Here is a 26,948-nt window from a genome sequence, read left to right as displayed (position 1 = left end):
AGCGCAAGCGGGTGGCGGCCCCTCCCGCAGTCGGGCCGCCGCGCGCCGCCTCGTACGATCCCTCCGTGCGCTCCCTCTCGGTCGCCATCCCCGTCCTGAATGGCGGCCCGCTCCTGGGCCGTGTCCTCGACGCGCTGGTGGCCCAGGACGCGCCGAACCTGCGCGAGGTCGTCGTCTGCGACTCGGGCTCGACGGACGGTTCGGACGAGCGCGCGGCCGCGGCCGGCGCGCGGGTGGTCCGCATCTCGCGTGCCGAGTTCGGCCACGGACGCACGCGCAACCTGCTCATGCGCGAGACGCGCGGCGACGTCGTGGCGTTCCTGACGCAGGACGCCGTGCCCGGCACGCGCGGCTGGCTGCGCGCGTTGACGGGCGCGTTCGACCTGGCCGACGACGTCGCGCTGGCGTGCGGGCCGTACCTGCCGCGGCCGACGGCGAGCGTCGCCACCACGCGCGAGCTGACGCAGATGTTCGGGGGGATGGCCGGGGTCGGCGGCACGCCGACGCTCTACCGGGCGGCCGACGTGCCGCGCCCGCTGCGGCCCTCCCCCGCCACGTTCCACACGGACGCCAACGGCGCCCTGCTCCGCGAGGCGTGGCAGGACGTACCGTTCCGCGACGTCGCGTACGCCGAGGACCAGCTGCTGGCGATCGACCTGCTGCGTGCCGGCTGGGCGCGGGCGTTCGTGCCCACCGCGGCGGTCGAGCACTCGCACGACTATCCGCCCGGCGAGCGCTTCCGGCGGCTGTTCGACGAGTTCCGGGCCCTGCACGAGGTGTACGGCACGCGGACGAGCGCCCGTCCGCGGCACCTGGTGGGCACCGTGCGTCGCCAGACGGTCGAGGACCGCGCGTGGGCGCTGCAGCACGGCGCCTCGCGGCGCGCCGCCGACCGGGCGACGCTAGCGTCTCTGGCCTACCACGCCGAGCGGGCCGTGGCGGCCGCGGCGGGCACCCGCGCCGACCGCCTGTCCCCGCGCCTGCGGCGCTGGCTCTCCCGCGACGGCATCGCGACCGTCGAGCCGATCGATCTGGACGCCTGACCTCGATGGACGCCTCGCTCTACTTCCGCCACCTGCGCCGCCTGCTGACCGGCCTGCCCCGCCGCGCCGCGCTGACGGTGCAGCACCTGGGCTGGCGCGAGCTCGTGCGCCGCGTCGGCCGCGCCCCGCAGCGGCTGTTGCCCAGCGGCGCGCTGGGCGGCATCGGCGACGCCACCGGCCCCGCGCGCGCCTGGTACGCCCGCGAGGGCCGGCCGGTCGCGGTGGTCATCCCCACGTACGGCGACCCGTCGCTCGTCGCGACCGCCGTCCGCAGCGTCCGTCGCACGACCGATCCGCGCCTGACGCGCATCGTGGTCTGCGACGACGCGTCCGCCCCCGAGCACGTGGCGGCCCTCAAGCTGCTGGCGGTCGAGGAGGGCGTCGACCTGGTCCTGGGCGACGAGCAGCGCGGCTTCGCGGCCAACTGCAACCGCGGCCTGCGCGTCGTGCGCCGCGAGGAGGACGCCGTCCTGCTCAACAGCGACGTGGTGGCGCAGCAGGGCTGGCTCGCCGCGCTGCAGTACGCGGCCTATCGCCGCGACTTCGACCTGGTCGGCGCCAAGCTGCTCTATCCCGACACGTCGATCCAGTTCGGCGGGATGGTGCGCAACCGCGACCAGCCGATCTGGTTCGATCACCGGTTCCGCTTCCAGGCCGCTGACCATCCGTCGGCGAACGTCGAGGGCCCGACCCTGGCGGCCACCGGCGCCTGCCTGTACGTCACCCGCGAGGCGCTGGACGACCTGGGCCTGCTCGACGAGGGCTACGGGATGGCGTACGAGGACGTCGACTACGCGATGCGCGCGTGGGCGCACGGCCGCCGCGTGGGCTACGCGCCCCAGGCCGTCCTGATCCACCACGAGAGCAAGACCCGCGGCACCACTCAGGGCGACCGCGAGCTGGCGTCGCAGCGGCGCTTCTGGGAGCGCTGGGGCGGCGAGCTGAACGAGCGGCGCGTCCGGGCCGAGGACGGCGGCCTGCGCGTGATCTACGTGACGCAGGACACCGGCATCGGCGGCGGCCACCGCGTCATCTTCACCCACCTGAACGGCCTGCTCGAGCGGGGGCACCACCCCGAGCTGTGGACGCTCGACGAGGACGGCGCGCCCGACTGGTTCGACCTGAAGGTGCCGGTGCGGCGGTTCGACTCCTACGCCGAGCTCGCGCACGAGCTGGGCCCGGTCGACGCGATCAAGGTCGCCACGTGGTGGGAGACGTCCTCGTGGGTGTGGGAGGCCTCCGTGCTGCACGGCGTGCCCGTCTACCTGGTGCAGGACGTCGAGAGCTCGTACTACACCGCGCCCGTCGACCAGCAGAAGGTGCACGCCAGCTATCGCGAGGAGTTCGCGTACTTGGCCGGGTCGATCTGGGTGGCCGAGGAGCTGAAGACGCTCGGCGTGGCCGACCCGACGGTCTTCACCCCCGGCCTGGACGTCGAGACGTACCGCGAGCTGCCGGGCGCGGCGCGTAAGGAGCGCTCGGTCCTGTCGACCGCACGCTCGAACCCGCTGAAGGACTTCCCGCTGACCCGTGCCGCGTACGGCGCGCTGCCGGCGCCGCGTCCCGAGCTGGTCCTGTTCGGCACCGAGCCCGAGCTGGCGGACGGCCTGGACGGGCCGGTGCAGTTCCACCGCTTCCCCTCCGACGAGCGCGTGAACGAGCTGCTCAACGAGGCGACGGTGCTGGTGCAGACGTCGAAGCACGAGGGCTTCTGCCTGCCGCCGCTCGAGGCGATGGCCGCCGGCGCCGCGGTGGTCTCCACGGACTCCAACGGCAACCGCGACTTCTGCCGCGACGGTGTGAACTGCCTGATGCCGGACCGCGACCCGGCCGCCGTCGCCGCGGCGATCCAGCGGCTGCTGGACGATGCGGAGCTGCGCGAGCGCCTGGTCGCCGCGGGCCGCGTCACCGCGGCCAGCTACGCGTGGCCGAAGCGCCTGGATGCGCTGGAGCGCTTCTACACGGCGCTCGCCGAGGAGCGCGCGACGGCGCCGCAGGCCGTGGCGCCCACGACGCGCTGAGGGGGGCCGGCGTCCGGCCCCGACCCGGCGGCAGCCGCCGGCGGCGCCCGGCCGCCGCGCGACCGCTCAGACGGGGTCCTTGCCCCGCAGGCCGATGATCGAGAGCAGGAAGCTCGAGAAGAAGGTCTGCACGCCGATGACGATGAGCGTGACGGCGACGAGCGCCAGGTTGGTCTGGCTGAGCGCGCCGAAGCCGCCGGACGCCCAGTCGATGACGATCACGACCGCGGCGATCAGCCCCACGATGATCGCCACGCCCCCGAGCATCAGGCCGTGCTCCAGGCGGTAGCGCGAGCGCATGCGGTCGAACCACGGGTCGACGTCGCCCATGAAGTACATGCCGTAGGCGTGCGCGCACAGGCCGAGCGACACGATCTGCACGCCGATGATCGTCAGGAGCGAGCCGCCCATCAGCGTGTGGATGGACCAGTCGCGCCCGAACAGGTTCAGGCCGCCCACGACCATCGCCATCACGAGGACGCCGAGCACGAGGAGCACCAGGCCGGGCACGAGGAACAGGTGCGTCGGGCTGTGGGCGAGGAGGAAGCGCAGGTGCCGCCAGCCGTCGCGCCAGGTCGACAGCTTCGACTCGCCGCCGCGCGGGTGGTACTGGATGTCGAACTCGCGGATGTCGAGCTTCGCCTTGCTCGCGCGGATCACCATCTCGGACGCGAACTCCATGCCCGGCGTGCGCAGGTCCATCGCCGGCAGGGCGCTGCGGCGGACGGCGCGCATGCCGCAGTGGGCGTCGCGCACGCCGGTCTTGAAGAGCAGGTTGAGGAAGCCCGACAGCAGCGGGTTGCCGACGTACTGGTGCAGCCACGGCATGGCGCCGGGCTGGATGTTGTTCATCCGGTTGCCCATGACCAGGTCGGCCCCGGCGTCGAGCTCGCGCACGAAGTTGGGGATCTCGTGGAAGTCGTACGTCAGGTCGGCGTCGCCCATGACGATGTACTTGCCCTTGGCGGCCGAGAAGCCGCCCATGTACGCCGCGCCGTAGCCGCGCTGGGGCACGTGCACGACGCGCGCGCCGGCCTGGGTCGCCAGCTCGGCGGACCGGTCGGTGCTGTTGTTGTCGGCCACGACGACCTCGCCGCTGACCCCGGCCGCCTGGATCGCCTCGCGCGCCTGGGTGACGACGGCGACGATGTTCTCCTCCTCGTTCAGGCACGGGATCACGACGGAGACGAGGAGCTGGTCCTCGGGCTCCGTGGAGGGCGAGTGCGGCGTCTGGGGCGAGGTGGTGGCGCTCATGCGGGGTCCTACGTGCAGGGACGGACGGGGCGCGCGCCGCGTCGGCGGGCGCGGGCAGAGGCACCGGACAGCCTAGAGGACCGACCCGCCGCCCCGCGCAGGCGCCCGCGGGAGCACCGGCGTACGATCGGCCGATGGCCCTGGCGTCGACGGCATCCGATCTGCTGACCGGCGTCTGCATGGCGCTCGTGCTCGGCATGGGCGGCCTGCTCGTCTACCGCGGGTCGCGGAAGCGGCCGCAGGACCGCGAGGACGACGAGCGCTAGGCGCTCGCGCGGTCGGAGCGCCGTATCGGATCGACCTCACCGCTGACCGTCAACGTGAGCGCGGCGGAGACGATCTGGGCGAGCGGGCCGCTGGGACACAGAAGCGACGTCCCCTCGGCACGCTCCACCTCGCCTCCCGACAAGGCACCGCGGACAGCGGACACATGTCCGCGGTCCCGTCCGCTCGCGTGTCAGTCGAGATTGCCGAGCCGGCGGAAGACGACACGGTGGGGATCGGAGTCGGGGTCTCTCGGCGGGAAGGCGAGGAGCCCGCGGCCGTGGATGGCGTCCAGGACAGCGCTCGCGGCGCTGCCGGCCATGCGGGTGACGCAGTCGCCGTCGTTGTGCGCGAGCCCGTGCGCGTCGCCGCAGCGGTAGAGCCAGAGGTCGTGCTCGGGCCCGTCCAGCCAGCCGATGCCGACGGCGCGGAGGCGACCGATGGGTTGGGTGCCGTGCAGGTCGGTGACGTCGAACAGCTCGAGTGCCTCGTCGCTCTGCAGCTCGGCCCACTCGGCGCGAAGCGGGTGGAAGCCGACGTCGAAGGCCTGGTCGTTCTCCGGCACCGTGAACTCGCCGGCGCCGTACGTGTCCAGCAGCTCGCGGACGTCCTCCCGGACCGGGCCTCCCAGAAGTTCGGCGATCGTCTCCCACGCCGGCGGTGACGCGGGCCGCGCGGGCGGTGGGGCCAGCGCTGTGAGTTCGGCGAGGTCTCGCTCGGCGCGTGCACGGTCCGGCGGAGGAAGCGGTGCGCCATCGAGAAGCTCGGGGGCGTGGGTCTCGACCGAGGGCGCCGTGATGGTGTCTTCGGCCAAGCGCACGCCACCCCTTGGTGTGGCGAGCGCGGGGTCGGGGCCGGGGAGCCATGGGCAGCCGGTGAGTCCCAGAAGGACGCGGGTCAGGATCTCGGCGGCGGGCATCGCCAAGATCCAGGCCGCGGCACGTTGCGCCGAGAGCAGCGCCGTCGGACGGACCTCGCCCTGCGGCGGCGCCCAGACCAGGGTGCCGCGCACCCGCATGCCGCCGAAGTGTGCGGTACCCCACGACTCCCCCACGAACGGGACCGGAGGGACCTCGAGCCCGCTCCACGGCTCACAGGAACTGCGGGACACGCCGACGACACGCCACGGCCCACCGAACCACGACCAGGCGTACCCGTCGGCTCCGAAGGCCTCGGCGTCTTCCGCCGCGTCGATTGGCGAGAGCTCGGCGTACCGGACCACGACGTCGTCCGAACGACCGAACAAGAGGGAGCGGCCGTACCGGGCGAAGACGTCCCGAAAATCCGAGGGCAATCCAGGCCCGGGCACGCTCGCCGCCGGGTCGACGGGCCTGGGCGGCGCGTCAGCGTTCAGCCCGGTGAGCACTTCGAGCCGGTCGAGCCACGCGTCGTCCATCGCCCCGGCTCAGCGCGCCTTCTTGACGGCCACGATGCCGGTGGCGGCCGAGACCTTCCCGCCCTTGTCGCGGACGCGCAGGGTGATGCGCACGGCGCCGCCCCGGCGCTGCAGCGTGGTGACCTGCGAGCCACGCAGACGGACCTTGGCGGTCTGGATGCGGCCACGGCCGACCTGGCCGCTGGTCTTGCCGAGGCGCTCGCGGTTGCGGGTGACGGTGAGCGCGGTGGCGCAGCGAACGTTGGTCTCGCTCGAGCAACGGACCGGGACCCGAAGGATGCCGTCAGTGCCGATCCGGACCTTCGCGACGTCGACCGTCAGGCGCGGAGAGCTGGCGCCCTGCACCCCGAGAGCGGTCAGCTCGCCGTCGCGGCGGACGATCTCGCAGTCGGCGGCGACCTGCTCGTCGCGCCGGGCGACCACGGTGTCGGTGCCGGCGCCGCAGGTCGCGCGGCTGCCGGTGGCGCCGAGGTCCTCGTCGCCGGCGGGGATGCGCGGCAGGTCGATGCGGTCGTTGCCCGCGCCGCCGTAGAAGGAGACCGACAGGCCGCTGGCCGCGGAGAGCCGGTCGGCGCGCGTGCCGCCGATGACGCGCTCGATGTCGCCACGGACCTCGTCGTTCTCCCCCGCCTGGCCGCTGCGGCGGCCGCCGCCGACAACCACGTGCAGTGACGCGGTCCGCGCGGCGTACGTGACGGTGTCCTGGCCCTCGCCGCCCGCGAGGGTGTCGGCGCCCTGGCCGCCGTCGAGGGTGTCGTTCCCCGCGCCGCCGTCGAGGACGTCCGCGCCGGCGGAGCCGGTGAGCACATCGTCGCCGCCGGAGCCCTGCAGCGTGACCGGCAGCGGCCCGGCGGAAAGGCGGTCGTCGCCCTGCGAGCCGATCACGGTCTCCACGTCGCCGGCGACATCGTCGCCCTCGGCGACCATTCCGTCGTTGGGCAGCCCGTCGAGCGTGGCGCTCACGCCCTGCGGCGAGCTGTCGTAGGTGACGGTGTCGAGGCCGGCGCCGCCCGAGAGCGCGTCGCCGCCCAGGCCGCCGTCGAGGGTGTCGTTCCCCGCGCCACCGTCCAGCACGTCCGCCCCGCCGACGCCGCTGAGCACGTCGTTGCCGTCCCCGCCGCGCAGCACGCCCGGCAGCTCGTCGCCCTCCAGGCGATCGTTGCCGGCCCCACCGTCGAGGAGGTCGCCGCCCAGCGCGGACTGCAGCAGGTCGTCGCCGTCGCCGCCGGCGAGCTGGTCGTAGCCGCCCCCGCCGTCCAGGTCGTCGTTACCGGCGCCGCCGTCGATCGAGTCCGATCCCTCGTCGCCGGTGACGCGGTCGGTGCCCTCCCCCGCGGTGATCCGGTCATCGCCGTCCCCGCCGGTGACCTGGTCGTCGCCAGCGCCGCCGTCGATGCGGTCCGCGCCGGCGCCGCCGTCGAGCTGGTCGCCGCCGTCGCCGCCGACGATCGTGTCGTCGCCGAGGTCCCCGTCGACGGTGTCGGTGCCCGTCCCGGCGTCGACCTCGTCGTTGCCGACGCCGGCGGCGATCGTGTCGTCGCCCGCGCCGCCGACGATGACGTCGTTGCCGGCGCCGCTGTCGACCGTGTCGTTCCCGGACCCGGCGTCGATGCGGTCATCGCCCGAACCGGTGGAGACGTTGTCGTTCCCATCCCCCAGGCGGACCTCGACCGGCACCCCGATCTCGCCGACCGTCGCCGCGTCGTCCAGGTCGCCGGTCTCGATCACCACACGGGTGATACCGCCGCGGTCGCAGCTCGCCACCCCCTCCTGGTCGGGGTCCTCGCACCCCGGCCCCAGGACACGCGGCGCGCCGGCGCCGTCGGTGACCTCCAGGCGGCCGTTAGGCGCGACGTCGACGTCGACGCGGTTCGCCTCGCCGGGGTCGGCGGTGATGGTCAGCGTGCCGGCGTCGCTGGTGGTCTGCCAGGCGTGGGCGGGCACGGCAAGCGTGAGCGTGCCGAAGACGGCGGCGACGCCGACTATGGTGCGGGAGAGGGACATGGGTCTCCGGTGGTATGGGACGGTTACGGCGGGCACGCAGAGCCCAGCCGAACGGCGGTAGAGCAGAAGGCGGGGCTAGTTTGGGCGAAAGACGATCGGGTGCTCACCGATGTCGGTATCGGTGACCATGTCGCCGAAGCGGTCCCGACGGGTGAGGGCGTCGAGCAGCACCGCGGCGGCGCTGCCCTCCAGACGAGCGACATGGTCCTGGTCACTCCGGGCCAGGCCCGAGTCCGCTCCGAGCCGCCACGCCCAGAGTTCGTGCAGCGTGCCCCGGTCGACGGTGCACCATGCGACCGCGCGGAGCGCGTCGGCCGGAGCGTCGCCGATCACGTCGTGCAGGTCGAAGGCGTCAAGCTGTGATTCGGGGATCGGGATGAAGGCGTTGCCGCGCAGCTCCAACAGCTCCGTATCGACCGGCGACCAAGCGTCCTCGTCGTCTTGGGCGAAGACCCCAGGCCCGTAGGTCTCGAGCAGCGCGCGCAGGTGCGGCGGCACGGGGCCGCCCAGGGCGCGTTCGACGCCGTCCCAGGTGCCGGCTGCGTCCGGTGTCTCGGGCGCCGGGACCAGGCGGCCGAGGCGTTCGAGGTCGGAGCGGGTCTGCTCGGCGTCGGGTTCGGGGAACGGCTTCGCCGGCTGACTCTCCGGGACGAGCACCTCGACGCGCGGCACCGCCGGGGCGCCCGGTGACGGGGATGCGTCGTTCGACCGACCTTCCCCGTCGGGCCCCGCGCCTTCCGGCGCCGGTGCCGCCTCCAGGCCCGCGGAACCCCGGAGCGCCACGGGCTTGGGGCGGTCTAGCCACGGGCAGCCGGTGGTGCCGGTGAGGAGCCGGACCAGGATCTCGTCCACGGGCATCGCCAGCACCCACGCCTCGGGACGCTGGAACGATGCCACCACGGTCACCCGTCGGCCCTCGTGCGGCGGCGCCCAGATCATCGCCGGAGCGCACCGCTGGATGCTGAACGCGACCGTGGCCCACTCCGGGCCCCGCACCGGCACCTCGGGCACCGGTAGGCCCTGCCACGCCTCGTCCTCGCTGACGCTCACGCCGACGACGCGCCAGGTCGCCCCACGGAAGAGCCAGTTCTCCGAGCCCTCCAGCACGTCGAACACCGGCCCGTCCTCAGAAGGCCGGACCGGCGTGTTCACGGTGATGATCCGGTGGCCCTCGACGTCCGCGTGCGGCACGACGACCTGCTGCGGGCCAACAACCGCGAACGCCTGCCGGAACGCGGCGGGCAGCTGACCGTCGGGGTCGACGGCCGCCCAGTCCGGGCCGTCGCCGCCGGTTCGCTCCCGGTGCGTCAGCGTGTTCAGCAGGTTCAACCAATGCGACATAGGTTCACTTGGGCTTGCAGGAGCCGGCCGGCTGGAGGCTACGCCCGTCCTTGGTCAGGTACGTGCGGACGTAGTGCTGCTGATACGGCTTGTCGGTTTTCGGGTCGCGCGCCGTGATTTTTCCCTCGACGAGATCGAGGGAACCGCTGATGGACTTGGGGTAGAGCTTCGTGCGGTCGTGGTAACGCACGTGCACGTAGTACGTGAACTTGGCCTCGGAATTGTTTTCGACGACGTCGCGGTAGAACGTCTCGAACGCCGTGCGCATTCCGATGTTGTCACCACGCGTCAGCGGCACGAAATTCCGAAGGTCGTCACCCCAAGCCCCGAACACCGCCCCGACGATGTGGGAGGCGAACAGCGGCGCGCACTTACCCTGAGAATTGTCCTTGTAGACGGGGAGCCTCTTGCCGTTGCGATCCTCGGCTTGATCGCCATAGAGCGGGATCCGGCGGCCCATCGACTTGTTGACCTGCGTGATCGAGAAGTAGGGCTGGCCCTTCTTCACGAACGACATGGATCGCTTGTTGATGCCGCGGACTCGCGCGGCTTGAGCGGCAAGTCCGTCCCGCGGCCAGGTGTCTTCGAGCGGCCACGGCTTCACGCGCGGCTGGATGTTGGCGAGCTTCCGGTCGTAGAGCCCGTAATCCTCCTGCACGCTTGGCGGGTAGTCCCACGGCCGCATGTCCTTGCCGCCGTCGTCGCGCTTGGTCTTTATGTCGTCGTCTTTCGGGGCTGGAGAACGACCACGCGACGGTCCCGTACCGTTCGGCGAGAAGTCCGCGGGCAGCCGGTCTCCGCGCGGAGTCTGCTCCAGGGGTCCGGCGTCGCCTGATCCTGCGCGAGGAGGACCAGGGAGGTTGCTGCTCGGCTTCGCGGGCAACGCCTGGCCGGGCCCGGTCGATCCGCCGGCGATCGGGATGAGATCTGCGCGCCGGTTACCCGACCATCCCGGAAGTGACGGGTCGACCAGCGCGCCGCGAGCTCGGTCGTAGACGTACACCTCTACCGGTCGAGACGTATCGAGTTCGCCGACGTTCGGGATAGTGATTGAGCGCTGCAGTCGCCGCACGCGCGGGCCAGCGTCCTTTGGGCTCGGGAGATCGACGATACGGGCCGAAGCGATGCGGGGGGCCGTACGGGCGCGGGCGGGAGCCGGCTGCGGCTCATCGGCGGACGGGGAGTCGTCGAAGAGCTCATCCCCGTCGTCGAGCGTGTTGAGCTCGTAGGGCTGTGCAGGCCAGTAGCGAACGACGACGTTCCCTAGACCGGAGCTCTCGCCCGCGTCGCGTCCTGGCGAGAACCGCAGGCGGAGAGATCCATTCGGCAGGAGCGTCGCCTGGCCCTGCGGTCCGAGGCGACGAGGCGCTTCGCGGTCGATCTTCAGGCTCTCACCCGTCCGGAACACCTTGCTGTTGCCGGCGCGGTCGGTGACGCGGACCTCGAGGCGGTAGCGGCCGTCGCGCGGCAGCGTGCTGCGGTCCAACGTGGCGTTGGTGACCTCCGACGAGGCCTGACACGATCCAGTGCAGGTGACGGCCGTGTCCGCGAGCTCGGTGGCGCGGCCAGAGGCCACGCGGCGCGCGAAGAGCTGCAGGCGCGCGACGCCGGAGCGGCTGTCCTGGCCGCGCAGCCGGACGGGCACGGTTCCTTCGCGGTTGGTCCACCCGTCGGTGAGCTTTCGCAGCTCGCCGCCGGAGACCGACCCACCGGTCGGCGCCTGGACGTCGCGGCGGACGGTGAAGCTCTGGGAGCGCTCGTTGCCGGCGTAGTCGGTGGCGGTCACCACGTACGTGCGGTCGCTGCCGGTCTGATTGCCGGCAGGATCGACGGCGCTCGTGCCCGCGGTGACCGGACAGACCAGGCCGGCGCGGCCCGGGGTGGTGTGGTCGGGGTCGCAGGCGACGGTCTGCGTCTTGAGCGTGCGCCCACCGGTGCCCGAGGTGCCCGCGCGGACCTGTACGCGGATTCGCTGGATGCCGGAGCTGGGGTCCGCGGCGGTGATCTGCAGTCGCTGGGTGCGGCGCTTGTTCACCCAGCCGTCGTCGATCGCCGGCGAGGCGTCGACGACGAGCGCGGGCTGGTCGGGATCGTCGAGCGTCAGGCGCACCGAGCCCAGGCGGCCGAACGTCGGGGTGCTCGAAGCGATTGTCGGGCAGCGGTACGGGCCCGGCTCACCCTGGGGCGCGCTGCCGCAGACGGTGAACATCCACAGCTCCGCCGACGTCCCGCCGCCGGGCACCGTATGGGTGTACGGGCCACGGCTGTAGGTGGTGTTCGCTTCCTCCTCGTTGAAGTCCGGCCCGAGGTCGGCGTCCCGGTGGCCCCCCGGCCCGGCGAGCCGCAGACGCAGATACTGCCCGTCGTTGGCGTTGCGGTACCGCACGTCGTCGAACCGCGCGGTGGTGATGCGCGAGGCGCCGGGGACGGCCCAGCGGAAGATCAGGCCCGGCCCGCCGGTCTGACTGGCAGGGTCGCCGTTGTCGTAGATCCGGCCGCCCAGCGGCGCGATCGCCAGCCCACGGCCGATCTGCGCGGGCGCGCCGCCCAGGTAGGTGCGGTAGAACGGCAGCGGCTGGCCGCTGCCGGGCACCGACTCCTCCGCGACCCAGTTCTCGTAGCCCGTGCGGCTGCCGGCCTGCCAGTCGTACTCCGCCGTCCACGGCCGCGCCCCCGCGACCTGCGGGAGAGCCAGCGTGCCGATCACCCCGAGCGCAATGGCGCCGGCTCGGACCCGGCCGCTCATGCGTGCGCTCCTGAACGAGGCAGCGGCACCACGTTCGTGGCGGCGGGCCGGACGAGCGGACTGCCACTGGGCTCGGCAGACTGGCCGTCAAGGACGGCCGCGATGAACATCGCACGGCGAGAGGCCCGCGTACTCCTGGGACGGGGGACAACCATCACGCGCACGCACACGCAGCGACGCGAGGCCCGGGAGTCAACCGCACAGCCGTGCACAAGGCAAGTGGTTTCCCGAATCGGCGCGGCGCGGCCGCGCCGCGCCTCGGCCGACTCGGGCCCTACGTCGTGCGTGGCGGCGACCCCGGCGTGCGATGGATCGCGCCGGCAAGCGCCCGGCCGCGTCCCGCCTCGAGCTCGACGACGCCGCCGCCGGCCCGCAGGCACGTCCGCAGCCGTCCCCGCCCGATGCCCTCGTCGATCCGCAGCACGTCGCCCGCGCCCGAGAGCCAGACGAGATCGATCGGGAACCGCATCCCGACCGTGTGCACCGACCGGACCGGCAGCCAGAGCCCCACCTGCCCGGGCAGGCCCGCGCGGCCGATCAGACCGCGGGCGCGGGCGAGCGGCGACCGGGCCGCGAGCAGCCGCCAGCCGGGCGGGCAGGGAGGGGCGTGGGTGCGCACCGCCGCAGGGTCCCCCGCGCCGCGCGGGCCGTGGGGCGACGCGGAGAGCTGACACGGATCCGGAACGGACACGACTCGAAATTGTCCATTTCGCGGCATTTTTGCCCGATAACGGGCAGGAACTTGCAAATGGCCACGATCTTCGCCAGCATGCCCCGCCGTGACCGCCGCACGGCCGGCCCCCGTCTTCGACGAGCTCCGCACCCACCTGGCCCGCACGACGCCGCTCAGCCCGACCGAGGCCGACCGCGTCATCGCCGAGGTGCTGGCGTACTTCGACGAGGACGTGCCGACGTTCGTGCGGCGGCGTCACGCCGAGCTGCAGGCCCGCGGCGTGCGCAACGACGAATCGTTCGCGCGCATCGCCGCCGAGCTGGGTACTCGGCGCTTCATGCCCCCTGCGTTGTCGCTCCGGCAGCTGCGCAGGATCGTCTACACGTAGGAGGAACTACCCGACCATGTGCGGCATCGTTGGATACGTCGGCACCCGCAACGGGGTGCCCATCGTCCTGGAGGGCCTCCAGCGCCTGGAGTACCGCGGCTACGACTCCGCGGGCATCGCGGTGGCGAACGGGTCGGGGCTGAAGGTCCACAAGGCCAAGGGCCGCATCGCGGACCTGAAGGAGTCGCTGCCCAAGCGGATCAAGGGCACGCCGACCATCGGCCACACCCGCTGGGCCACGCACGGCGCGCCGACCGACGCCAACGCGCACCCGCACGTGGACTTCAGCGGCCGCTTCGCGGTCGTCCACAACGGCATCATCGAGAACGCGCCGCAGATCAAGGCGCGCCTGCAGGCCGACGGCATCGAGCCCACGAGCGAGACCGACACCGAGCTCGTCGCGCACCTCATCGGCCAGGCGGCCGCCGACAACGACGATCCGGTCGACGCGGTCCGCGTGGCGCTGCGCAGCGTCGAGGGTGCGTACGGCCTGGCGATCTTGGACGCCAAGCACCCCGACCGCATCGTCATCGCGCGCATGGGCTCGCCGATCGTCGTGGGCCTGGGCGACAACGAGATGTACGTCGCGTCCGACGTCGGCGCGCTCGTCCGCCACACGCAGCAGGTCGTCCACCTGGAGGACGGCGAGATCGCGCTGCTCGAGAGCGACGGCTTCACCACCTCGACGCTCGACAACCGCCCGGTGCAGAAGGTCTCCGAGCGCGTCGAGTTCGACGTCGACGACTTCGACCTGGGCGACCACGCGCACTTCCTGCGCAAGGAGATCGGCGAGCAGCCCGAGGCCGTCGAGCGCGCCATCAGCGGCCGCATCGACGAGCGCTTCTCCACCGTCAAGCTGGGCGGCCTGAACCTGGAGCCCAACGAGCTGCGCTCGTTCAAGCGCGTCTACATCCTGGGCTGCGGATCCGCGTACTACTCCGGCGAGGTCGGCGCGCAGCTCATCGAGGAGCTGGCCCGCATCCCCGCCAGCGCCGAGGCGGCGTCCGAGTTCCGCTACCGCAACCCGGTCATCGACCCGGACGGCCTGTACATCGCGGTCAGCCAGTCGGGCGAGACCGCCGACACCCTCGCCGCCGTCGAGGAGCTGACCCGCAAGGGCGCCCGCGTGCTGGGGGTCATCAACCAGGTGGGCTCGGCGATCGCCCGTGCGAACAACGGCGGCATCTACATCCACGCCGGGCCCGAGGTGTCGGTCGCGTCGAGCAAGAGCTTCACGTCGACGTGCGTGGCGTTCGCGATGCTGGCCGTCGCGCTGGGCCGCATCCGCGACCTGTCCCCCGCCGACGGCGACCGCCTGATCGTCGCCTTGCGCGAGCTGCCGGCGAAGATCGCCGCGATCCTCGAGCAGGAGGAGAAGATCGTCGAGGCGGCCAAGTGGCTGTCGCAGTACGACAACGCGATGTTCATCGGCCGCGTGCGCGGCTACCCGATCGCGCGCGAGGCGGCCCAGAAGATCAAGGAGGTCGCGTACATGCACGCCGAGGCGTACCAGGCGGCCGAGCTGAAGCACGGCCCGCTCGCCCTGATCTCGGAGAAGATGCCCGTCGTCGCGGTCGTGCCGAGCGACGAGCTGGGCGAGAAGCAGCGTTCGACGCTGCACGAGATCAAGGCCCGTGGCGGCCCCGTCCTGGCCGTCGGCCACGAGGCCCTGCCGACCGAGCTGGCCGAGCGGACGATCGTGGTGCCGAAGTCCGAGCCCGAGCTGGACCCGATCCTGCTCAACATCCCGCTGCAGCTGCTGGCCTACCACGCCGCGCTGGAGCTGGGCCGCGACATCGACAAGCCGCGCAACCTGGCCAAGAGCGTCACCGTCGAGTAGGCGGCGACGGCCGGCGGGGGCACGAGAGCCGCCGCCGGCCCGGGCGCTCAGGCCTCGTCGTCCGGGCGCAGCGCCCGCTCGACGTCCTCGTCCGCGGACGCGAGCACGGTGCGGCCGCGCCCGGCGCGTCGGGCGGTCCGCAGCGCCCGCTCGGCGCGGGCGGTCAGTTCGACCGCGCTCTCGTCGCCGTCCCACAGCGCCACGACGGCCGTGCAGCCGGCGTCGTGCGGCGTGGCGGCGCGCAGACGCTCGACGATGCTCATCGCGGTGTCGACGTCGCAGTCCACGAGCGCGACGGCGAAGTCGTCGTCGCCCGTGCGGGCCAGCACGTCGGTGGCGCGCATCTTCGTGCGCCACGCACCGCGCAGGCCCCGCAGCAGCGTCTCGCGCGCCTCGCGGCCGCCGACGTCCGTGATCTGCTTGACGTCCTCCAGCTCGAGCGCGGCGATGCACAGCGGCGTGCCGCGGCGCTCGGCCAGCGCGACCTCGCGGGCCAGCTCCTCGTGCCAGCCGCGGCGGTTGAGGAAGCCCGTCGCCGCGTCGGTGCGGGCGGTGGTGCGCAGCAGCTCGCGGGCGCTGGCGGCCTGGTCCTGCGCGTCCTTGGCGGCCGTCAGGTCGGTCGTGACGAGCGCGTAGCCGACGACGGCGCCGTGCTCCCCGTGCAGGGCGGTGATGACGTCGCGCGCCCAGAAGCGGCTGCCGTCGGGCCGCAGGCGCCAGCCGGCGTCGTCGTAGCGGCCGGCGGCCTCGGCCTGCTCGAGCACCAGGTCGGGGTGGCGGCCGGCCGCGCTGTCAGGGTCGTGGAAGTCGGCGAACGAGCGGCCGACGACCTCGGCGGCCGGGCGGCGGTGCAGGCGCTCGGCACCGGCGTTCCACGAACGCACGGTGCCGTCGGGGGCCAGCAGCACCAGCGCGACGTCGTCGGTGCGCGCGACGAGCTGGCGGTAGAGGTCGGCAGGGACGGCGTCGGGGCCGTCGGACAGGTCGGCAGGGGGATGCACGTCTTGCTCCTCGGCCGCCGTCGGGACGGCTTGAGGGTCGGGCGCCGAGCGTAGCCCGCCCGTGGGGTGCCGCCCGCCGCTACTCGACGGCGAGGATGGGCTCGGTGGCCGTGGCGGGCTCGCCGCGGCGGTGTCCGGGCCCCGCGACCTGCCAGGCCCAGACGACGGCGGCCCACGTCAGGGTGGCGAGCGTCACGTGCAGCCAGACCAGGCCGGCGGGGAGCTCCAGGCCGTACTGGATCAGGCCGATCATGCCCTGGACCGCCACGAGCATCCCGGCGATCGTCAGCACGATGGACAGCCGCTCGCCTGCGCCGCGCCACTTCGCCACGGCCCACGCGGCGATGATCCACAGCCCGAAGATGGCGGCGATGGCGCCGTGCCGCTGGACGATCCACTCCAGGGTGCCGGTGCCGTGCACGTCGAAGCGCTTGACGACGTCGCCGGTGCCCGACCCGCCGGAGTGCGGACCCGCGGCGGTCGAGAGCGTGCCGGCCCACAGCGCGACGGCGCCCAGGGGCAGGAGGGCGAAGACCATGCGGCCGGTCAGGCGGTCGGTGGCCTCGTGCACGCGGCGCGCCTTCGTGCCGATGCCGGCGCGCCAGACGAGCAGCGCGGACGGGACGACGAGGAAGATGATCGACGCCATGTAGTGGGCGCTGATCCAGATCCAGTCCAGGTCGTAGAGGACGCTCATGCCGCCGATGACGGCTTGCGCGGCGATGCCGACCAGCAGCCACAGGGAGAGCAGCAGCAGGTCGCGGCGGAAGACGATCAGCGTCAGCGCGCAGAAGATGGCGAAGATCGCCGTGGCGCTGACGGCGAAGGTCAGCAGGCGGTTGCCGAACTCGATGAACGTCGGCGCGTGCGCCTGCGTCGGCACGACCTCGGTCTCGCACTTCGGCCAGTTCGAGCAGCCCAGGCCGGATCCCGTCACGCGCACGAGCGCGCCGGTGAGCATGATCCCGATGTTGGCGATCAGCGCCAGGCGTGCCGCGAGCAGCATCCGCTGCGGCGGGCTCTGAAAGCGGCGGCGGAGGCCGCGCAGGCGGCGGGGTCCGTCGTTCGCGGGGACGGGATCGTTCGCCATCGCCGGTAAGGATGGCGGATACGAGTCTCGACCGCCCCTTGCCGACACGTCTCCGGGAATGCGTCGTCGGCGGGCTCTTCGTTACTGCAGGCGAAACTTGTCGGGCAACAGGTCTCCGAAGCTCACGCTCGTAAGTTCCCCATCGCGCGGATAGATGACACGGGCGCCCGGCGCTGCGAACTGTCCAATGACTTGCCGACAAGCCCCGCACGGAGACACAGTCAGTGCGTCGGCATGGATCGCTATCGCATTCAGACATCGCGGATCTCGCTCGTCCGCCCCGGCGGCGATCGCCGCCCGAACTAGCCCATGAGCGACCGCGACCGCGATCGCGGCGCGTTCGGCACAGATCGTCAAGCCATAGGAGTCGTTCTCGAAGTTCGCGCCCGTGACGACTTCGCCATGCATCGAGACTGCCGCCCCGACGGCGAAGCGAGACGCGGGAACGTACGCGCGGGCTTGCGCCTTGCGAGCGGCCTCATAGAGAGACTGCTCGGCTGGAGTAACGGCGCGATGGTCGGACATGCGTGCAATGTACCCACCAGGCCTCGAACGAGCGCTGACAATTCGACCGTCACCGCATACGGCTTGCTAAGAGAGCACCGTGCGTCCCGTCCGCGTCCGCGATCCGATTCATAACTTCGTCGAACTCGAACCCGCGGAAGTCGCAGCCATCGACTCGCCGGTATTTCAGCGCCTGCGGGGCATCAAGCAGCTCGCCATGACGAACCTTGTCTACCCGGGGGCGCTGCATACCCGCTTTGAGCACTCCTTGGGTGTCTGCCACATCGCCGGCAAGCTAGCTGACGAGCTCGAACTCGATCCGGACCTACGGCGCGTCGTTCGAGCGGCAGCCCTACTGCACGACGTCGGCCACGGACCCTTCTCACATGTATCGGAAGCGGTCCTCGACATACGGGCCGGAGTCAGCAACGTCCACGAGGCCATCTCCGTAGCCATCATGCACGGCGATAAACACCTTCACGCCGCCCTTGGGGAGGACGTATGCAAGCGGGCGGCGGATCTAGTTGGACACAAGGGAGAATTTAGCGTCCGTACTGTAGCCCGAGACATTGTCTCCGGTCCGAGTGACGCCGACAAACTCGACTATCTCCTACGAGATTCCTATTTTGCAGGGGTCAATTACGGCAAATACGACTTGAACCGCCTACTCGACACCGCAACGGTGATCAAGGACGGGCCCCAGACACAACTCGGATTCGAAGCAGATGGAGTGTGGGCCGTCGAAGGACTCTTGCTGGCGCGGCACCATATGCACCGCCAGGTGTACGGTCACAAGACACGAGTCGCGACCGACATCATGGTGCAGCGCGCCCTTGCCCTAGGCATCGACGAGGGAGCAATAAACGCAGACGCTTTCACCGTACCGGTCGACCAAGGACGCCCAACACCGACGCCGACCTTCCTCGAACGGTACCTCGAGAACGACGACGCCACCGTCATGCGCCACCTCCTTACACAGAACGACGCGACCGACTCGCGGGACATGGCCGAAAGGCTCGCGACTCGTCGGCTCTTTCGGCGCTACGCTCACGTGTCGCTCGAGGACATGCGGGGGTCACTCGGTGGGCCGAGACTGGGCCGGCTGCTCGATCCGGAGCGCATGGCAAGCAAAATCCCCGATCTAGAGGCCGCGATCGCAACAGACCTTGACTGTCCGGCGCACCACGTAGCCTTGAAGATCGAAGAGCCCGGCAACCCGGTTCATCGCAACCCGGGAGCGGGTATCGGCCCGAAGGACATCCTCCTGAAGTTTGACGATCGGGAACCCGACCTGATCGAGGAGACGAGCGAGATCTTTCGCAATGCGACAGAACCCAACAAGCGCTTCGCCTCGGTCTACCTCGCGAAGACGGATGCCACCACCGACGATAAAGTCAAGGATCTATTGTGCCGAATTTTGATGACAGTGTGACGGTGCGAGAGCTCGTGCTGCTGGTCGTCGACGCGGCAGGCGGTACGGTGAACGGGCGGACGGCGATGCAGAAGCTCTGCTACTTCGGCAGCGCCGTGATCGAGCAGGATTCGGGACACCGGGCTCATTACTACGGCCCCTACAGCCGTCCGGTCGAAGACGCTGTGAGTAACTCTGCCTTCGCCGGCGACATTACTGAAACCGTTACACCGTTCGCCTCGGGTCCCGGACGCCAGTATCACTACGAGCTAACGCCCCAGGGACGGGAAACCGTCACTGAGCTCCGTGCCGCTCACGCGGGGGCGGCCTATCGGATAGATGAGACCGTCAAACGCCTCGGCGAACTGGTTCCCGGCTATCGCCAGAAGCCCCTGTCTCTAGCCGCCAAAGTGGACCTAATCGTGCGGCAGCACGACACTCCGGTCGACACAAGCGACGTGCCGACACTGGCACGAGATCTTGGTTGGCAGGTCGACGAGGGCGACGTCAAGACCGCTGTGAGCATCCTGCTCGGCCTCGGACGCATCGCCGAGGTCCAGACTAACCCCCGGAGCTGAGACGGCGCCCTAGAGGCGCCGTCTGGCCCATCACTTCGGTCAAGTTTCCCGCCTAGGGGATATCAACCGTTCACCGATGTCTCGTTGAAGACAAGTTGCTCCGCAATGTCGTGAAGAGACGGGGCGCTGGCATCACGGTCTGAAACCAGAATCAACTCAGGCGCTAGCGGCCAAGCGACCGCAACCTCGCGGTCGTTATACGCGATACCGCGCTCGACCTCACCGGAGTAGTAGTTCGTCTGCTTGTAGAGCACGTCCGCGACGTCGCTCATGACGCAGAAGCCGTGCGCGAAGCCGACCGGCACGTACAGGACGTGCATGTTCTCGTCGGTCAGGTCGAAGCCCTGCCACTTGCCGTACGTCGGCGAGCCCTTGCGCAGGTCGACGATGACGTCCCAGATGTGGCCGCGGCCGCAGCGGACGAGCTTTGCGGCGCCCTTGCCGATCTGGAAGTGCAGCCCGCGCACGACGCCGTACGAGGACCGTGAGTGGTTGTCCTGCACCCAAGTGTCGTGGATGCCGGCCTCGGCCAGCACGTTCTCGCGGAACGTCTCGGCGAAGAACCCGCGCTCGTCCGGGAACACGCGGGGAACGATGAGCTTGGCGTCGGGCAGCGACGTCTCGCGGATCTCCATGGCCGGCACGGTAGTCGCTGGCGCAGCCGTTCGCCGCTCGGCGGTACCACGGGTTCAGCGTGCCGGTCGGTCGATTGAACGGCCGCTCAGGCGCGACGACGCAGGCGGCCGCGCACGGCGTGGGTGATCTCCGCCGGCACGCCACCCGTCGCCGTCGTCACGACGAGGAACGTCAGACAGGACGCCGCGGCACAAACGGCGCTCCAGGCGGCACCGTCGATGAGCGTCTGCAGTCCCGCGCCGATCACAACGGCCAGCGCGGCCGCCCCGAGCAGCGACAAGAGCACGCGGCGACCCATCGCCACGTCCGAGCCGGCCTGGCGGACGGCCAGGAGGAAGGCACCAGCCAGGGCGTATTCGGTGATGACCATCGCAGTCGCCGCGCCGGTTGCGCCCCACGCGGACGCCATGGCCGCGGTCAAGGCAATGCTCGCCACCAGGATCGACACGTTGATGCGCAGCAGCGTGCGGTGGCGGCGCAACGAAAGCAGCAGGAACGAGCCGGCGGCGACGGCGAACGATCCGGGCAGTGCCAGCGCGTGCAAACGCGCGACATCGACGGCGTCGCCGTATTGGGGGCCGCCGAGCACCTCGACGATCAGCGGGGCGCCGACGCCCAGGACGAGCGCGAACACCGTCCCGATCAGCACCACGCCTTCGACCAGGCGGGTGCCGGCGTACTCGAAGCGCTCACCGTCCTCGCTGCCGGCGGCACGGGTCAGAATTGGGTAGGCGCTGCCGACAACGATGATCGCCACGGCGACGACGACCGAGAAGACCCGGAACGACAGGGCAAAGAGCCCGCTCTCGTGCTCCGTCGTCGATAGATGGGTGACGATCTGTGCGACATACGCGTAGATCGAACCGATGCTCGTGCCTATGGCGTAGCTGAACGACATGCGCAGCAGCCGACGCATCTCGGCAAGGTCCCATCGGGGCCACAATGGCGCGAGGCCCCGGGCGACTGCTGCGGCCGCCGCGAGCGACACCAGCCCGGCGGGGATCAAGCTCCCGAGGAGCGGCGCCACACCCGCCCCGACCGCGGCGAGGACGACCAGGCAGAGCGCCTGCACGGCCTGCCGGACGAAGTCGATCCCCCCGACCCACCCGAGACGCAGCGTGGCTGCAAGCGGCAGGCTGTACGTCGCCGGCACGGCCTGGGCGATCAGTCCGACACCCGCGAGCGCCGTGCCGACGAGCAGCTCGCTCGAGAACCCGCTAACGAGGGCGAAGACGAGCATCCCCACCGTGGCGAGTCCCATCAGCAGCAGCCGTAGGGTCACCATCACGGCCATCATGTGGGCGCGCTGCTCGCCGGTCTGCGCAACGTACTCCCGGACGCCGAGCGCCGTCAGGCCGAAGTCCGTCACGAGGAGCGCGACGGCAGTGAGCGACAGGACGGTCGCGAACCCGTCAAATCCCGCGATCCCCAGATGACGGGAGACGACGGCGGTCGACCCCACCGCCAGCAACGATCCCAACGCGTAGAACACTACGCGCAGCGCGGCACCGGAAATCACCTTCCCGCCCGCCTCTGGGCCGTCGAGGACGTCCGTCGCGTCGGGCGCGGGGCTCACATCGGACACGACCGTCGAGGGTAGCCGGGCGCCCCGGCATCGGCGACGCCCCGCGGCGCCGGGCCTCGTACGCTGCTCTCCATCGGGCGGCGGCGAGCCGCCGACGACGCGAAACGACGATCGGTGACCATGCGCCTGAACCTCGGCTGCGGCAATGACATCCGCCCCGGCTACGTGAACGTCGACTCCGTCGGCCTGGACGGCGTCGATGTCGTGCACGACCTGAACGAGCCGCTGCCCTTCGACACCGGCACGGTGGACGAGGTCGTCGCCAAGGACGTGCTCGAGCACGTCCAGCTCATCCCGGTGATGCGCGAGCTGCACCGCGTGATGCGCCCCGGCGCCCGCCTGTGGATGAGTTCGCCGCACTTCTCGTCGACCTCGCTGTGGATCGACCCCACCCACGTCACCGGCTTCTCGGTCGAGACCATGGGCTTCTTCTGCGAGAGCAGCCCGTTCACGCAGTGGCCGCACTACTTCGACTTCAAGTTCGCCCGGCTGGAGTCCGCGAAGCTCGTGTTCCACCGCTACCGCGGCTACCCCTGGAACTACGCCATCGAGCCGTGGGCGAACCGCTCGCCGGCCCGCCAGCGGTGGTACGAGGGTTCGCCGCTGGGGCGGATGTTCCCCGCGTCGAACATCGAGGCGACGCTGATCCGCTGAGCGCCCGGCGCGATGCCCGCGCGGGTCGAGTCCGTAGGCTTCGGCGCGTGTCCCGACCCCGAGTCGTCGTCCTTCGCGGGCATCAGGCCAACCCGTGGGAACTGCGCCCCTGGACGCTCCTGAGCGAGCGGTTCGACGTGGTCGTGCCCCAACCGCTGCGGGGCGACGGTTTCGACGCCAGCGCGCTGCCGCTCGAGCGGACGCCGGTCCGCACCGTCCGCGACCTGCTGCCGAAGGGCCGGGCTGGCGACCTACTGACCCGGCTGCCGGGCGACCGCTACCTGGGCTTGGCGGACGCGCTGCGCGGTGCCGACATCGTGCACGGCCAGGAGCTCGGCTATTGGTACACGGCTCAAGCCGCACGGCTGCGCGAACGTCTGGGCTTCCGCCTGGTGACGAACGTCTGGGAGACGCTTCCCTTCGCCGACGCCTACCGCAACGTGCGCACGCGTCCCTACCGGCGCGCCGTGTTGCAGCACACCGACCTGTTCCTCCCCGCGACCGAGCGCGCCCGCGACGCGCTGCTGGTCGAAGGCGTCGCCGCCGACCGCATGGAGATCTGCGCGCCGGGCATCGACACCACCCGCTTCAGGCCCGCCGGGCCGACGCGCACCGACGTGCCCGAGATCCTGTCCGCCGGCCGCCTGGTGTGGGAGAAGGGCCACCAGGACTTGTTCCGTGCCGTCGCGCTGCTGCTGCGGCGCGGGGCCCCCGTGGTACCGCGCGTCGTCGTGGTGGGCACGGGCCCGGACGAGGACCGACTGCGCCGCTACGCCGGGGACCTTGGCATCGCGGACCGCGTCACATTCCGGTCGTTCGTGCCGTACGACGAGATGCCCGCCGTGTACTCGGCGGCCTCGGCGCTGTGGCTCGGCAGCATGCCGATCTGGTCATGGGAGGAGCAGTTCGGCATGGTCCTCGCCGAGGCGCACGCCGCCGGGCTGCCGATCGTCACCACCACTTCAGGCGCGATCCCCGAGGTCGCGGGACCGCACGCGACGTACGTGGCGCCCGGAGACTGGGTGGGGCTCGCCACGGCACTGGTCGCTGGCGTCCTGGCTGGCGGCGCGTCGGAGCCACACCGCGTGCGGGACCAGGAGCGAGTCCGGCTCTACGCCGTCGAGGCCGCCGCCGAGCGCCTGGCCGGCGCGTACGACCGGGTGCTAGCCGTCGGCCGCCCGTGACGTCGGAGAGAGTGCACGGTCGTACGCTGCGACGGTCTTCTGTGCGGTGTGGGCCCACGTGAGCTGCTTGACCCGGCGGTGCCCACGTTCGGCCAACGCCGCCGACCATCGCGAGTCATCGAGAATCCTCCGCACGGCTGCGGCCACAGCCTCATGGTCCAAGGGAGCAACGACCTCTGCGCCATCGCCGGCTGCCTCGACCAGAGCAGGAGTGGTCGACACGACGGTGGGCACGCCGCGCTGCATGGCCTCGAGCGCAGGGAGGCCGAAGCCCTCCATGAGCGACACCTGTACGTCGGCCGTCGCAAGACCGTAGAGGCCCTCGAGGTCTTCATCGCTCACCCAACTGGGGAGACGCACACGATGTGCGACGCCCAGTTCCTCCGCCAGCCGTTCGAGGGCGGCACCATGCCCATGGTCGGCGCCGGGCGCCACCAGGACGACGTCGTCAGGCAGGTCACGCAGAGCGCGGATCAAGGTCTCGACGTTCTTGTGCGGACGTTTCTGTCCCACGCTCAACACGACACGGGCTCTGTCGAGGCCATACCGAGCACGGAGCACGTCGGGCTTCGTTGGGGTCGCGGTCACATCGATGCCTGCGCCCAGCATCACGACATCGATCTTGCGCGCAGGCACGCTGAGAAGTCGCTGGAGGTCCCGGGCGGTGGCATGCGTGTCAGCGATGACGACCCGCGCGGTCGTCGTGCACATCCTCGTCAAGTCGCGCCACACCCTGGAGGCAACCGGGCTGAACCCTGCCAGCTCGGCGTGTTCGACCCACATCACGTCGTGGACCGTCACGACCGTCGGGATGCCGACGAGCGGAGCGAAGTTCGCGGGTCCGTGGACCAGATCACACCCTGCTCGGCGTGCCAAGAAACCGATCGCGCCGAGCTGAGTCGGGTAGAGCATGTGCGGCGCATGGCTCAGGGTCCGCAGTCGCGTCATAGCGACCCGGTCATGATCCGCCAGCGCAGTGAGCCAGTCGGGCGCATCCCGCGGCGCGAGAAGCTGGAGCTCGAGGTCGGGGCGTGCCGCGAGCATGGCGGGCGCCAACTCACGCACGTACCGGCCGACACCGCCCGCTCGCGGCCCGAACGCAAGAAGATTCAGGGCGACGCGCACGTCAACGTCCCTTTCGAGCGTCGGCGAGCAACGCGAGGGTCGTGTCAGCGGTTCGTGCCCAGGAGTAGGCCGTCGCGCGCCGCGTGCCTCGTTCGATGAGGCTCGCCGCGAGTCCACCGTCAGACAGGACACGGGACAGTGCGTCACGGATCGCCGGCACCGACCGTGGGTCGACGGTGAGCGCCGCGTCGCCAGCCACCTCGGGAAGGCTGGACACGTTCGACGTGACGACCGGCGTTCCGACGGCCATCGCCTCGAGAACCGGCAGACCGAATCCCTCGTGGAACGAGACGTACACGAATGCGTCCGCCGCGGCGTAGACCGCCGGCAGATCGGCGTCGTCCACGAATCCGGCCAGGTGCACGAGGTCACCCGCGTCGCGCAACGCGGTGTCAATCTCCGCGTCGTCCCAGCCTGGGTGCCCGACGATCACGAGCCGCCGCTCGGCCCGGACATCGGCGGGCAGCTCGGCGAACGCGGCGATCGCGCGTACCAGGTTCTTGCGGGGCTCGCGCGTCCCGACCGAGAGCACATAGCGCTGCGGTAGCCGCAGGCGCGCGACGACATCGCCCCCGCGCGTTGCCTGCGCGGCGAGCGTCTGGTCCACACCCAGCGGCGTCACGACGGTCCGCCCCGCGACGGCAGGGAATCGCGCGACGAGGGCGTCGCGGGTGGCGCCGGAGTTGCACGCGAAGGCCGTGGCCCGTCTGACGGCCAGCGGCAGGGTCACGCGCTCCGCAGCCGCACCGGCGGGCGGCCGGCTCTCGGGGTCGAAGACGACCATGTCGTGGACGAACGCGACGGTCGGCCGCGGAGCCGTGACGGCGAACAGGTACGAGTTGGTCGCGAGCGTCACGTCGACGCGGCCGAGGCGCGGCCCCACGCCGAGCGGCCACCAGGGGTCGGTGCCGGGGAAGCAGCGCCAGCGGAAGCGCTCGTCAAGGCTGCCGCCCCACGGCGTCCGGGCAATCAGGTCGTAGCGGTGGTCGTCGTCGCGCGCGGCCAGCGCGCGCAGGAGCTCCCGGACGTACCGGCCCCGTCCAGCGGGAACCTCGGAGGCCGCTCGTGCGTCGATCGCGACGTGCATGGCACGAGCTTAGGCGTGATGCCGCACCGGACCGCCGCCGGTCGACGGGGACACGAGCGGTCCTCGTCCCCTAGGCTGCGCGCATGCCGAAGCGTGCGCTCATCACCGGGATCACCGGCCAGGACGGCTCGTACCTCGCCGAGCTGCTGCTCGAGAAGGGGTACGAGGTCCACGGCATGGTGCGCCGGGCGTCGACGGAGAAGTTCGACCGGATCGAGCACCTGCGCGACAAGATCACCCTGCACCAGGGCGATCTGCTCGACCAGCGCTCGCTGGTGGACACGATCCGCGCATCGGCGCCGGACGAGATCTACAACCTGGCCGCGATGAGCTTCGTCGGGCTCTCCTGGGTGCAGCCGACGCTGACGGCCGACTTCACCGGGGTCGGCGTGACGCGGGTTCTGGAGGCGATGCGTGAGGCGGCGCCGGAGGCGCGGTTCTATCAGGCGTCCTCGTCGGAGATGTTCGGCAAGGTGCGCGAGGTGCCCCAGACCGAGGACACGCCGCTGTACCCGCGCTCGCCGTACGGGGTGGCGAAGGTGTACGGCCACTTCATCACGGTCAACTACCGCGAGTCCTACGACCTCCACGCCACGTCGGGGATCCTGTTCAACCACGAGTCGCCGCGCCGTGGCCTGGAGTTCGTCACGCGCAAGATCACCTGGCACGCCGCCGCGATCAAGCACGGTCTGCGCGATAAGCTGGCGCTGGGCAACCTGGACGCCAAGCGCGACTGGGGCTACGCCAAGGACTACGTGCAGGCGATGTGGCTGATGCTGCAGCAGGACACCGCCGAGGACTTCGTCATCGCCACCGGCGAGACGCACACGGTCAAGGAGTGCGTGGAGGTCGCCTTCGACGAGGCCGGGCTGGGCGACTTCACCAAGTACGTCGAGATCGATCCGCAGTTCGTGCGCCCGGCCGAGGTCGACCTGCTCATCGGCGACCCGGCGAAGGCGAAGGACAAGCTCGGCTGGGTCCCCGAGACCAGCTTCGAGGAGCTCATCCGCCTGATGACCCGCGCCGACCTGGAGCTGCTCTCCAAGTAGCGCCCCAGGGCGCCCGGCGCGGCCCGGGCGCTCCCTCGTCCGGCGCCGCAGCTCGGCGAGTCCCACCGCCCCCG

Annotated in this window: 23 protein-coding genes; 10 read left to right on the top strand and 13 right to left on the bottom strand. The window is 71.2% G+C overall.

Features of this window, described 5'->3' with window-relative positions; all coding sequences use genetic code 11:
• The first annotated feature begins 65 nt into the window (after positions 1 to 65).
• Both J3P29_RS03320 and J3P29_RS03315 read left to right on the top strand, forming a co-directional pair.
• Entirely contained in the window at positions 66 to 1,043 is a 978-nt protein-coding gene (locus tag J3P29_RS03320) for a glycosyltransferase family 2 protein (protein ID WP_210491611.1), read from the top strand.
• Positions 1,044 to 1,048: 5 nt separating this feature from the next.
• Positions 1,049 to 3,064, top strand: coding sequence for a glycosyltransferase (locus tag J3P29_RS03315; protein ID WP_210491610.1), 2,016 nt, complete (start codon positions 1,049 to 1,051; stop codon positions 3,062 to 3,064).
• A 66-nt stretch (positions 3,065 to 3,130) separates the two neighbouring features.
• Here the strand turns inward: J3P29_RS03315 and J3P29_RS03310 are convergent, their stop codons facing one another.
• Complete coding sequence (locus J3P29_RS03310) at positions 3,131 to 4,318, bottom strand: glycosyltransferase family 2 protein (RefSeq protein WP_210491609.1); 1,188 nt, start codon at positions 4,316 to 4,318, stop codon at positions 3,131 to 3,133.
• A gap of 134 nt (positions 4,319 to 4,452) precedes the next feature.
• On the opposite strand from J3P29_RS03310, the gene J3P29_RS20265 reads away from it, so the two are divergent.
• Positions 4,453 to 4,584 (top strand): hypothetical protein, encoded by a 132-nt coding sequence (locus tag J3P29_RS20265; protein WP_282599904.1) that lies wholly within the window; start codon positions 4,453 to 4,455, stop codon positions 4,582 to 4,584.
• A 191-nt stretch (positions 4,585 to 4,775) separates the two neighbouring features.
• Here the strand turns inward: J3P29_RS20265 and J3P29_RS03305 are convergent, their stop codons facing one another.
• The 5 genes from J3P29_RS03305 to J3P29_RS03285 all read right to left on the bottom strand — a co-directional run bounded on the left by J3P29_RS03305 (position 4,776) and on the right by J3P29_RS03285 (position 12,688).
• Positions 4,776 to 5,978, bottom strand: coding sequence for a hypothetical protein (locus J3P29_RS03305; RefSeq protein ID WP_210491608.1), 1,203 nt, complete (start codon positions 5,976 to 5,978; stop codon positions 4,776 to 4,778).
• Between the two features lie 9 nt (positions 5,979 to 5,987).
• The gene (locus J3P29_RS03300) at positions 5,988 to 7,982 is read right to left on the bottom strand and encodes a calcium-binding protein (RefSeq protein ID WP_210491607.1); all 1,995 of its coding nucleotides are present in this window, start codon (positions 7,980 to 7,982) and stop codon (positions 5,988 to 5,990) included.
• Between the two features lie 75 nt (positions 7,983 to 8,057).
• Complete coding sequence (locus J3P29_RS03295) at positions 8,058 to 9,311, bottom strand: hypothetical protein (RefSeq protein ID WP_210491606.1); 1,254 nt, start codon at positions 9,309 to 9,311, stop codon at positions 8,058 to 8,060.
• A gap of 16 nt (positions 9,312 to 9,327) precedes the next feature.
• A complete protein-coding gene (locus J3P29_RS03290) occupies positions 9,328 to 12,069 on the bottom strand; it encodes an Ig-like domain repeat protein (protein ID WP_210491605.1) in 2,742 nt (913 codons plus the stop codon).
• 274 nt (positions 12,070 to 12,343) lie between these two features.
• Positions 12,344 to 12,688 (bottom strand): DUF192 domain-containing protein, encoded by a 345-nt coding sequence (locus J3P29_RS03285; protein WP_210491604.1) that lies wholly within the window; start codon positions 12,686 to 12,688, stop codon positions 12,344 to 12,346.
• A gap of 160 nt (positions 12,689 to 12,848) precedes the next feature.
• On the opposite strand from J3P29_RS03285, the gene J3P29_RS03280 reads away from it, so the two are divergent.
• Both J3P29_RS03280 and glmS read left to right on the top strand, forming a co-directional pair.
• Positions 12,849 to 13,130, top strand: coding sequence for a hypothetical protein (locus tag J3P29_RS03280; RefSeq protein ID WP_210491603.1), 282 nt, complete (start codon positions 12,849 to 12,851; stop codon positions 13,128 to 13,130).
• A 16-nt stretch (positions 13,131 to 13,146) separates the two neighbouring features.
• A complete protein-coding gene (gene glmS / locus J3P29_RS03275) occupies positions 13,147 to 14,970 on the top strand; it encodes a glutamine--fructose-6-phosphate transaminase (isomerizing) (RefSeq protein WP_210491602.1) in 1,824 nt (607 codons plus the stop codon).
• A 47-nt stretch (positions 14,971 to 15,017) separates the two neighbouring features.
• Here glmS and J3P29_RS03270 read toward each other — a convergent pair whose 3' ends face one another.
• The 3 genes from J3P29_RS03270 to J3P29_RS03260 form a co-directional block, all read right to left on the bottom strand.
• The gene (locus J3P29_RS03270; RefSeq protein ID WP_210491601.1) at positions 15,018 to 15,971 is read right to left on the bottom strand and encodes a diguanylate cyclase; all 954 of its coding nucleotides are present in this window, start codon (positions 15,969 to 15,971) and stop codon (positions 15,018 to 15,020) included.
• Positions 15,972 to 16,050: 79 nt separating this feature from the next.
• Entirely contained in the window at positions 16,051 to 17,061 is a 1,011-nt protein-coding gene (locus J3P29_RS03265) for a COX15/CtaA family protein (RefSeq protein ID WP_210491600.1), read from the bottom strand.
• An 81-nt stretch (positions 17,062 to 17,142) separates the two neighbouring features.
• A complete protein-coding gene (locus J3P29_RS03260) occupies positions 17,143 to 17,586 on the bottom strand; it encodes a cytidine deaminase (RefSeq protein WP_210491599.1) in 444 nt (147 codons plus the stop codon).
• A gap of 79 nt (positions 17,587 to 17,665) precedes the next feature.
• On the opposite strand from J3P29_RS03260, the gene J3P29_RS03255 reads away from it, so the two are divergent.
• Together J3P29_RS03255 and J3P29_RS03250 are read left to right on the top strand one after the other, a co-directional pair.
• The gene (locus J3P29_RS03255) at positions 17,666 to 18,997 is read left to right on the top strand and encodes an HD domain-containing protein (RefSeq protein WP_210491598.1); all 1,332 of its coding nucleotides are present in this window, start codon (positions 17,666 to 17,668) and stop codon (positions 18,995 to 18,997) included.
• A gap of 14 nt (positions 18,998 to 19,011) precedes the next feature.
• Positions 19,012 to 19,554, top strand: coding sequence for a hypothetical protein (locus tag J3P29_RS03250; RefSeq protein ID WP_210491597.1), 543 nt, complete (start codon positions 19,012 to 19,014; stop codon positions 19,552 to 19,554).
• A 62-nt stretch (positions 19,555 to 19,616) separates the two neighbouring features.
• On the opposite strand, the gene rfbC is transcribed toward J3P29_RS03250, so the two are convergent.
• A complete protein-coding gene (gene rfbC, locus J3P29_RS03245) occupies positions 19,617 to 20,189 on the bottom strand; it encodes a dTDP-4-dehydrorhamnose 3,5-epimerase (protein ID WP_210491596.1) in 573 nt (190 codons plus the stop codon).
• Between the two features lie 86 nt (positions 20,190 to 20,275).
• On the bottom strand, positions 20,276 to 21,775 hold the full coding sequence (locus tag J3P29_RS03240) for a lipopolysaccharide biosynthesis protein (RefSeq protein ID WP_210491595.1): 1,500 nt from the start codon (positions 21,773 to 21,775) through the stop codon (positions 20,276 to 20,278).
• A gap of 120 nt (positions 21,776 to 21,895) precedes the next feature.
• Here J3P29_RS03240 and J3P29_RS03235 point away from each other — a divergent pair, with 120 nt between their 5' ends.
• Complete coding sequence (locus J3P29_RS03235; RefSeq protein WP_210491594.1) at positions 21,896 to 22,429, top strand: methyltransferase domain-containing protein; 534 nt, start codon at positions 21,896 to 21,898, stop codon at positions 22,427 to 22,429.
• Positions 22,430 to 22,476: 47 nt separating this feature from the next.
• Positions 22,477 to 23,613, top strand: coding sequence for a glycosyltransferase (locus tag J3P29_RS20615; RefSeq protein WP_210491593.1), 1,137 nt, complete (start codon positions 22,477 to 22,479; stop codon positions 23,611 to 23,613).
• Here the strand turns inward: J3P29_RS20615 and J3P29_RS03225 are convergent.
• Both J3P29_RS03225 and J3P29_RS03220 read right to left on the bottom strand, forming a co-directional pair.
• Positions 23,593 to 24,738, bottom strand: a complete 1,146-nt coding sequence (locus J3P29_RS03225) for a glycosyltransferase family 1 protein (protein ID WP_210491592.1) — start codon at positions 24,736 to 24,738, stop codon at positions 23,593 to 23,595. The two genes, J3P29_RS20615 and J3P29_RS03225, sit on opposite strands and share 21 nt — an antisense overlap.
• A gap of 1 nt (position 24,739) precedes the next feature.
• The gene (locus J3P29_RS03220; RefSeq protein ID WP_210491591.1) at positions 24,740 to 25,825 is read right to left on the bottom strand and encodes a glycosyltransferase family 1 protein; all 1,086 of its coding nucleotides are present in this window, start codon (positions 25,823 to 25,825) and stop codon (positions 24,740 to 24,742) included.
• Positions 25,826 to 25,908: 83 nt separating this feature from the next.
• Between J3P29_RS03220 and gmd the strand changes: the two genes are divergently transcribed.
• Positions 25,909 to 26,874 (top strand): GDP-mannose 4,6-dehydratase, encoded by a 966-nt coding sequence (gene gmd / locus J3P29_RS03215; protein WP_210491590.1) that lies wholly within the window; start codon positions 25,909 to 25,911, stop codon positions 26,872 to 26,874.
• The last annotated feature ends 74 nt before the right edge of the window (positions 26,875 to 26,948 follow it).

This window comes from Patulibacter sp. SYSU D01012 (assembly GCF_017916475.1).
Lineage (GTDB): Bacteria > Actinomycetota > Thermoleophilia > Solirubrobacterales > Solirubrobacteraceae > Patulibacter.
Note: the sequence above shows the minus strand (reverse complement) of the source record. Positions and strands in the feature narration are given on the sequence as shown.

Bases quoted from the DNA above. Each gene is read 5' to 3' on its own strand.
- J3P29_RS03315 (WP_210491610.1), top strand. From the start codon at position 1,049: ATGGACGCCTCGCTCTACTTCCGCCACCTGCGCCGCCTGCTGACCGGC.
- J3P29_RS03310 (WP_210491609.1), bottom strand. From the start codon at position 4,318: ATGAGCGCCACCACCTCGCCCCAGACGCCGCACTCGCCCTCCACGGAG.
- J3P29_RS20265 (WP_282599904.1), top strand. From the start codon at position 4,453: ATGGCCCTGGCGTCGACGGCATCCGATCTGCTGACCGGCGTCTGCATG.
- J3P29_RS03305 (WP_210491608.1), bottom strand. From the start codon at position 5,978: ATGGACGACGCGTGGCTCGACCGGCTCGAAGTGCTCACCGGGCTGAAC.
- J3P29_RS03300 (WP_210491607.1), bottom strand. From the start codon at position 7,982: ATGTCCCTCTCCCGCACCATAGTCGGCGTCGCCGCCGTCTTCGGCACG.
- J3P29_RS03290 (WP_210491605.1), bottom strand. From the start codon at position 12,069: ATGAGCGGCCGGGTCCGAGCCGGCGCCATTGCGCTCGGGGTGATCGGC.
- glmS (WP_210491602.1), top strand. From the start codon at position 13,147: ATGTGCGGCATCGTTGGATACGTCGGCACCCGCAACGGGGTGCCCATC.
- J3P29_RS03265 (WP_210491600.1), bottom strand. From the start codon at position 17,061: ATGGCGAACGATCCCGTCCCCGCGAACGACGGACCCCGCCGCCTGCGC.
- J3P29_RS03260 (WP_210491599.1), bottom strand. From the start codon at position 17,586: ATGTCCGACCATCGCGCCGTTACTCCAGCCGAGCAGTCTCTCTATGAG.
- rfbC (WP_210491596.1), bottom strand. From the start codon at position 20,189: ATGGAGATCCGCGAGACGTCGCTGCCCGACGCCAAGCTCATCGTTCCC.
- J3P29_RS03235 (WP_210491594.1), top strand. From the start codon at position 21,896: ATGCGCCTGAACCTCGGCTGCGGCAATGACATCCGCCCCGGCTACGTG.
- J3P29_RS03220 (WP_210491591.1), bottom strand. From the start codon at position 25,825: ATGCACGTCGCGATCGACGCACGAGCGGCCTCCGAGGTTCCCGCTGGA.
- gmd (WP_210491590.1), top strand. From the start codon at position 25,909: ATGCCGAAGCGTGCGCTCATCACCGGGATCACCGGCCAGGACGGCTCG.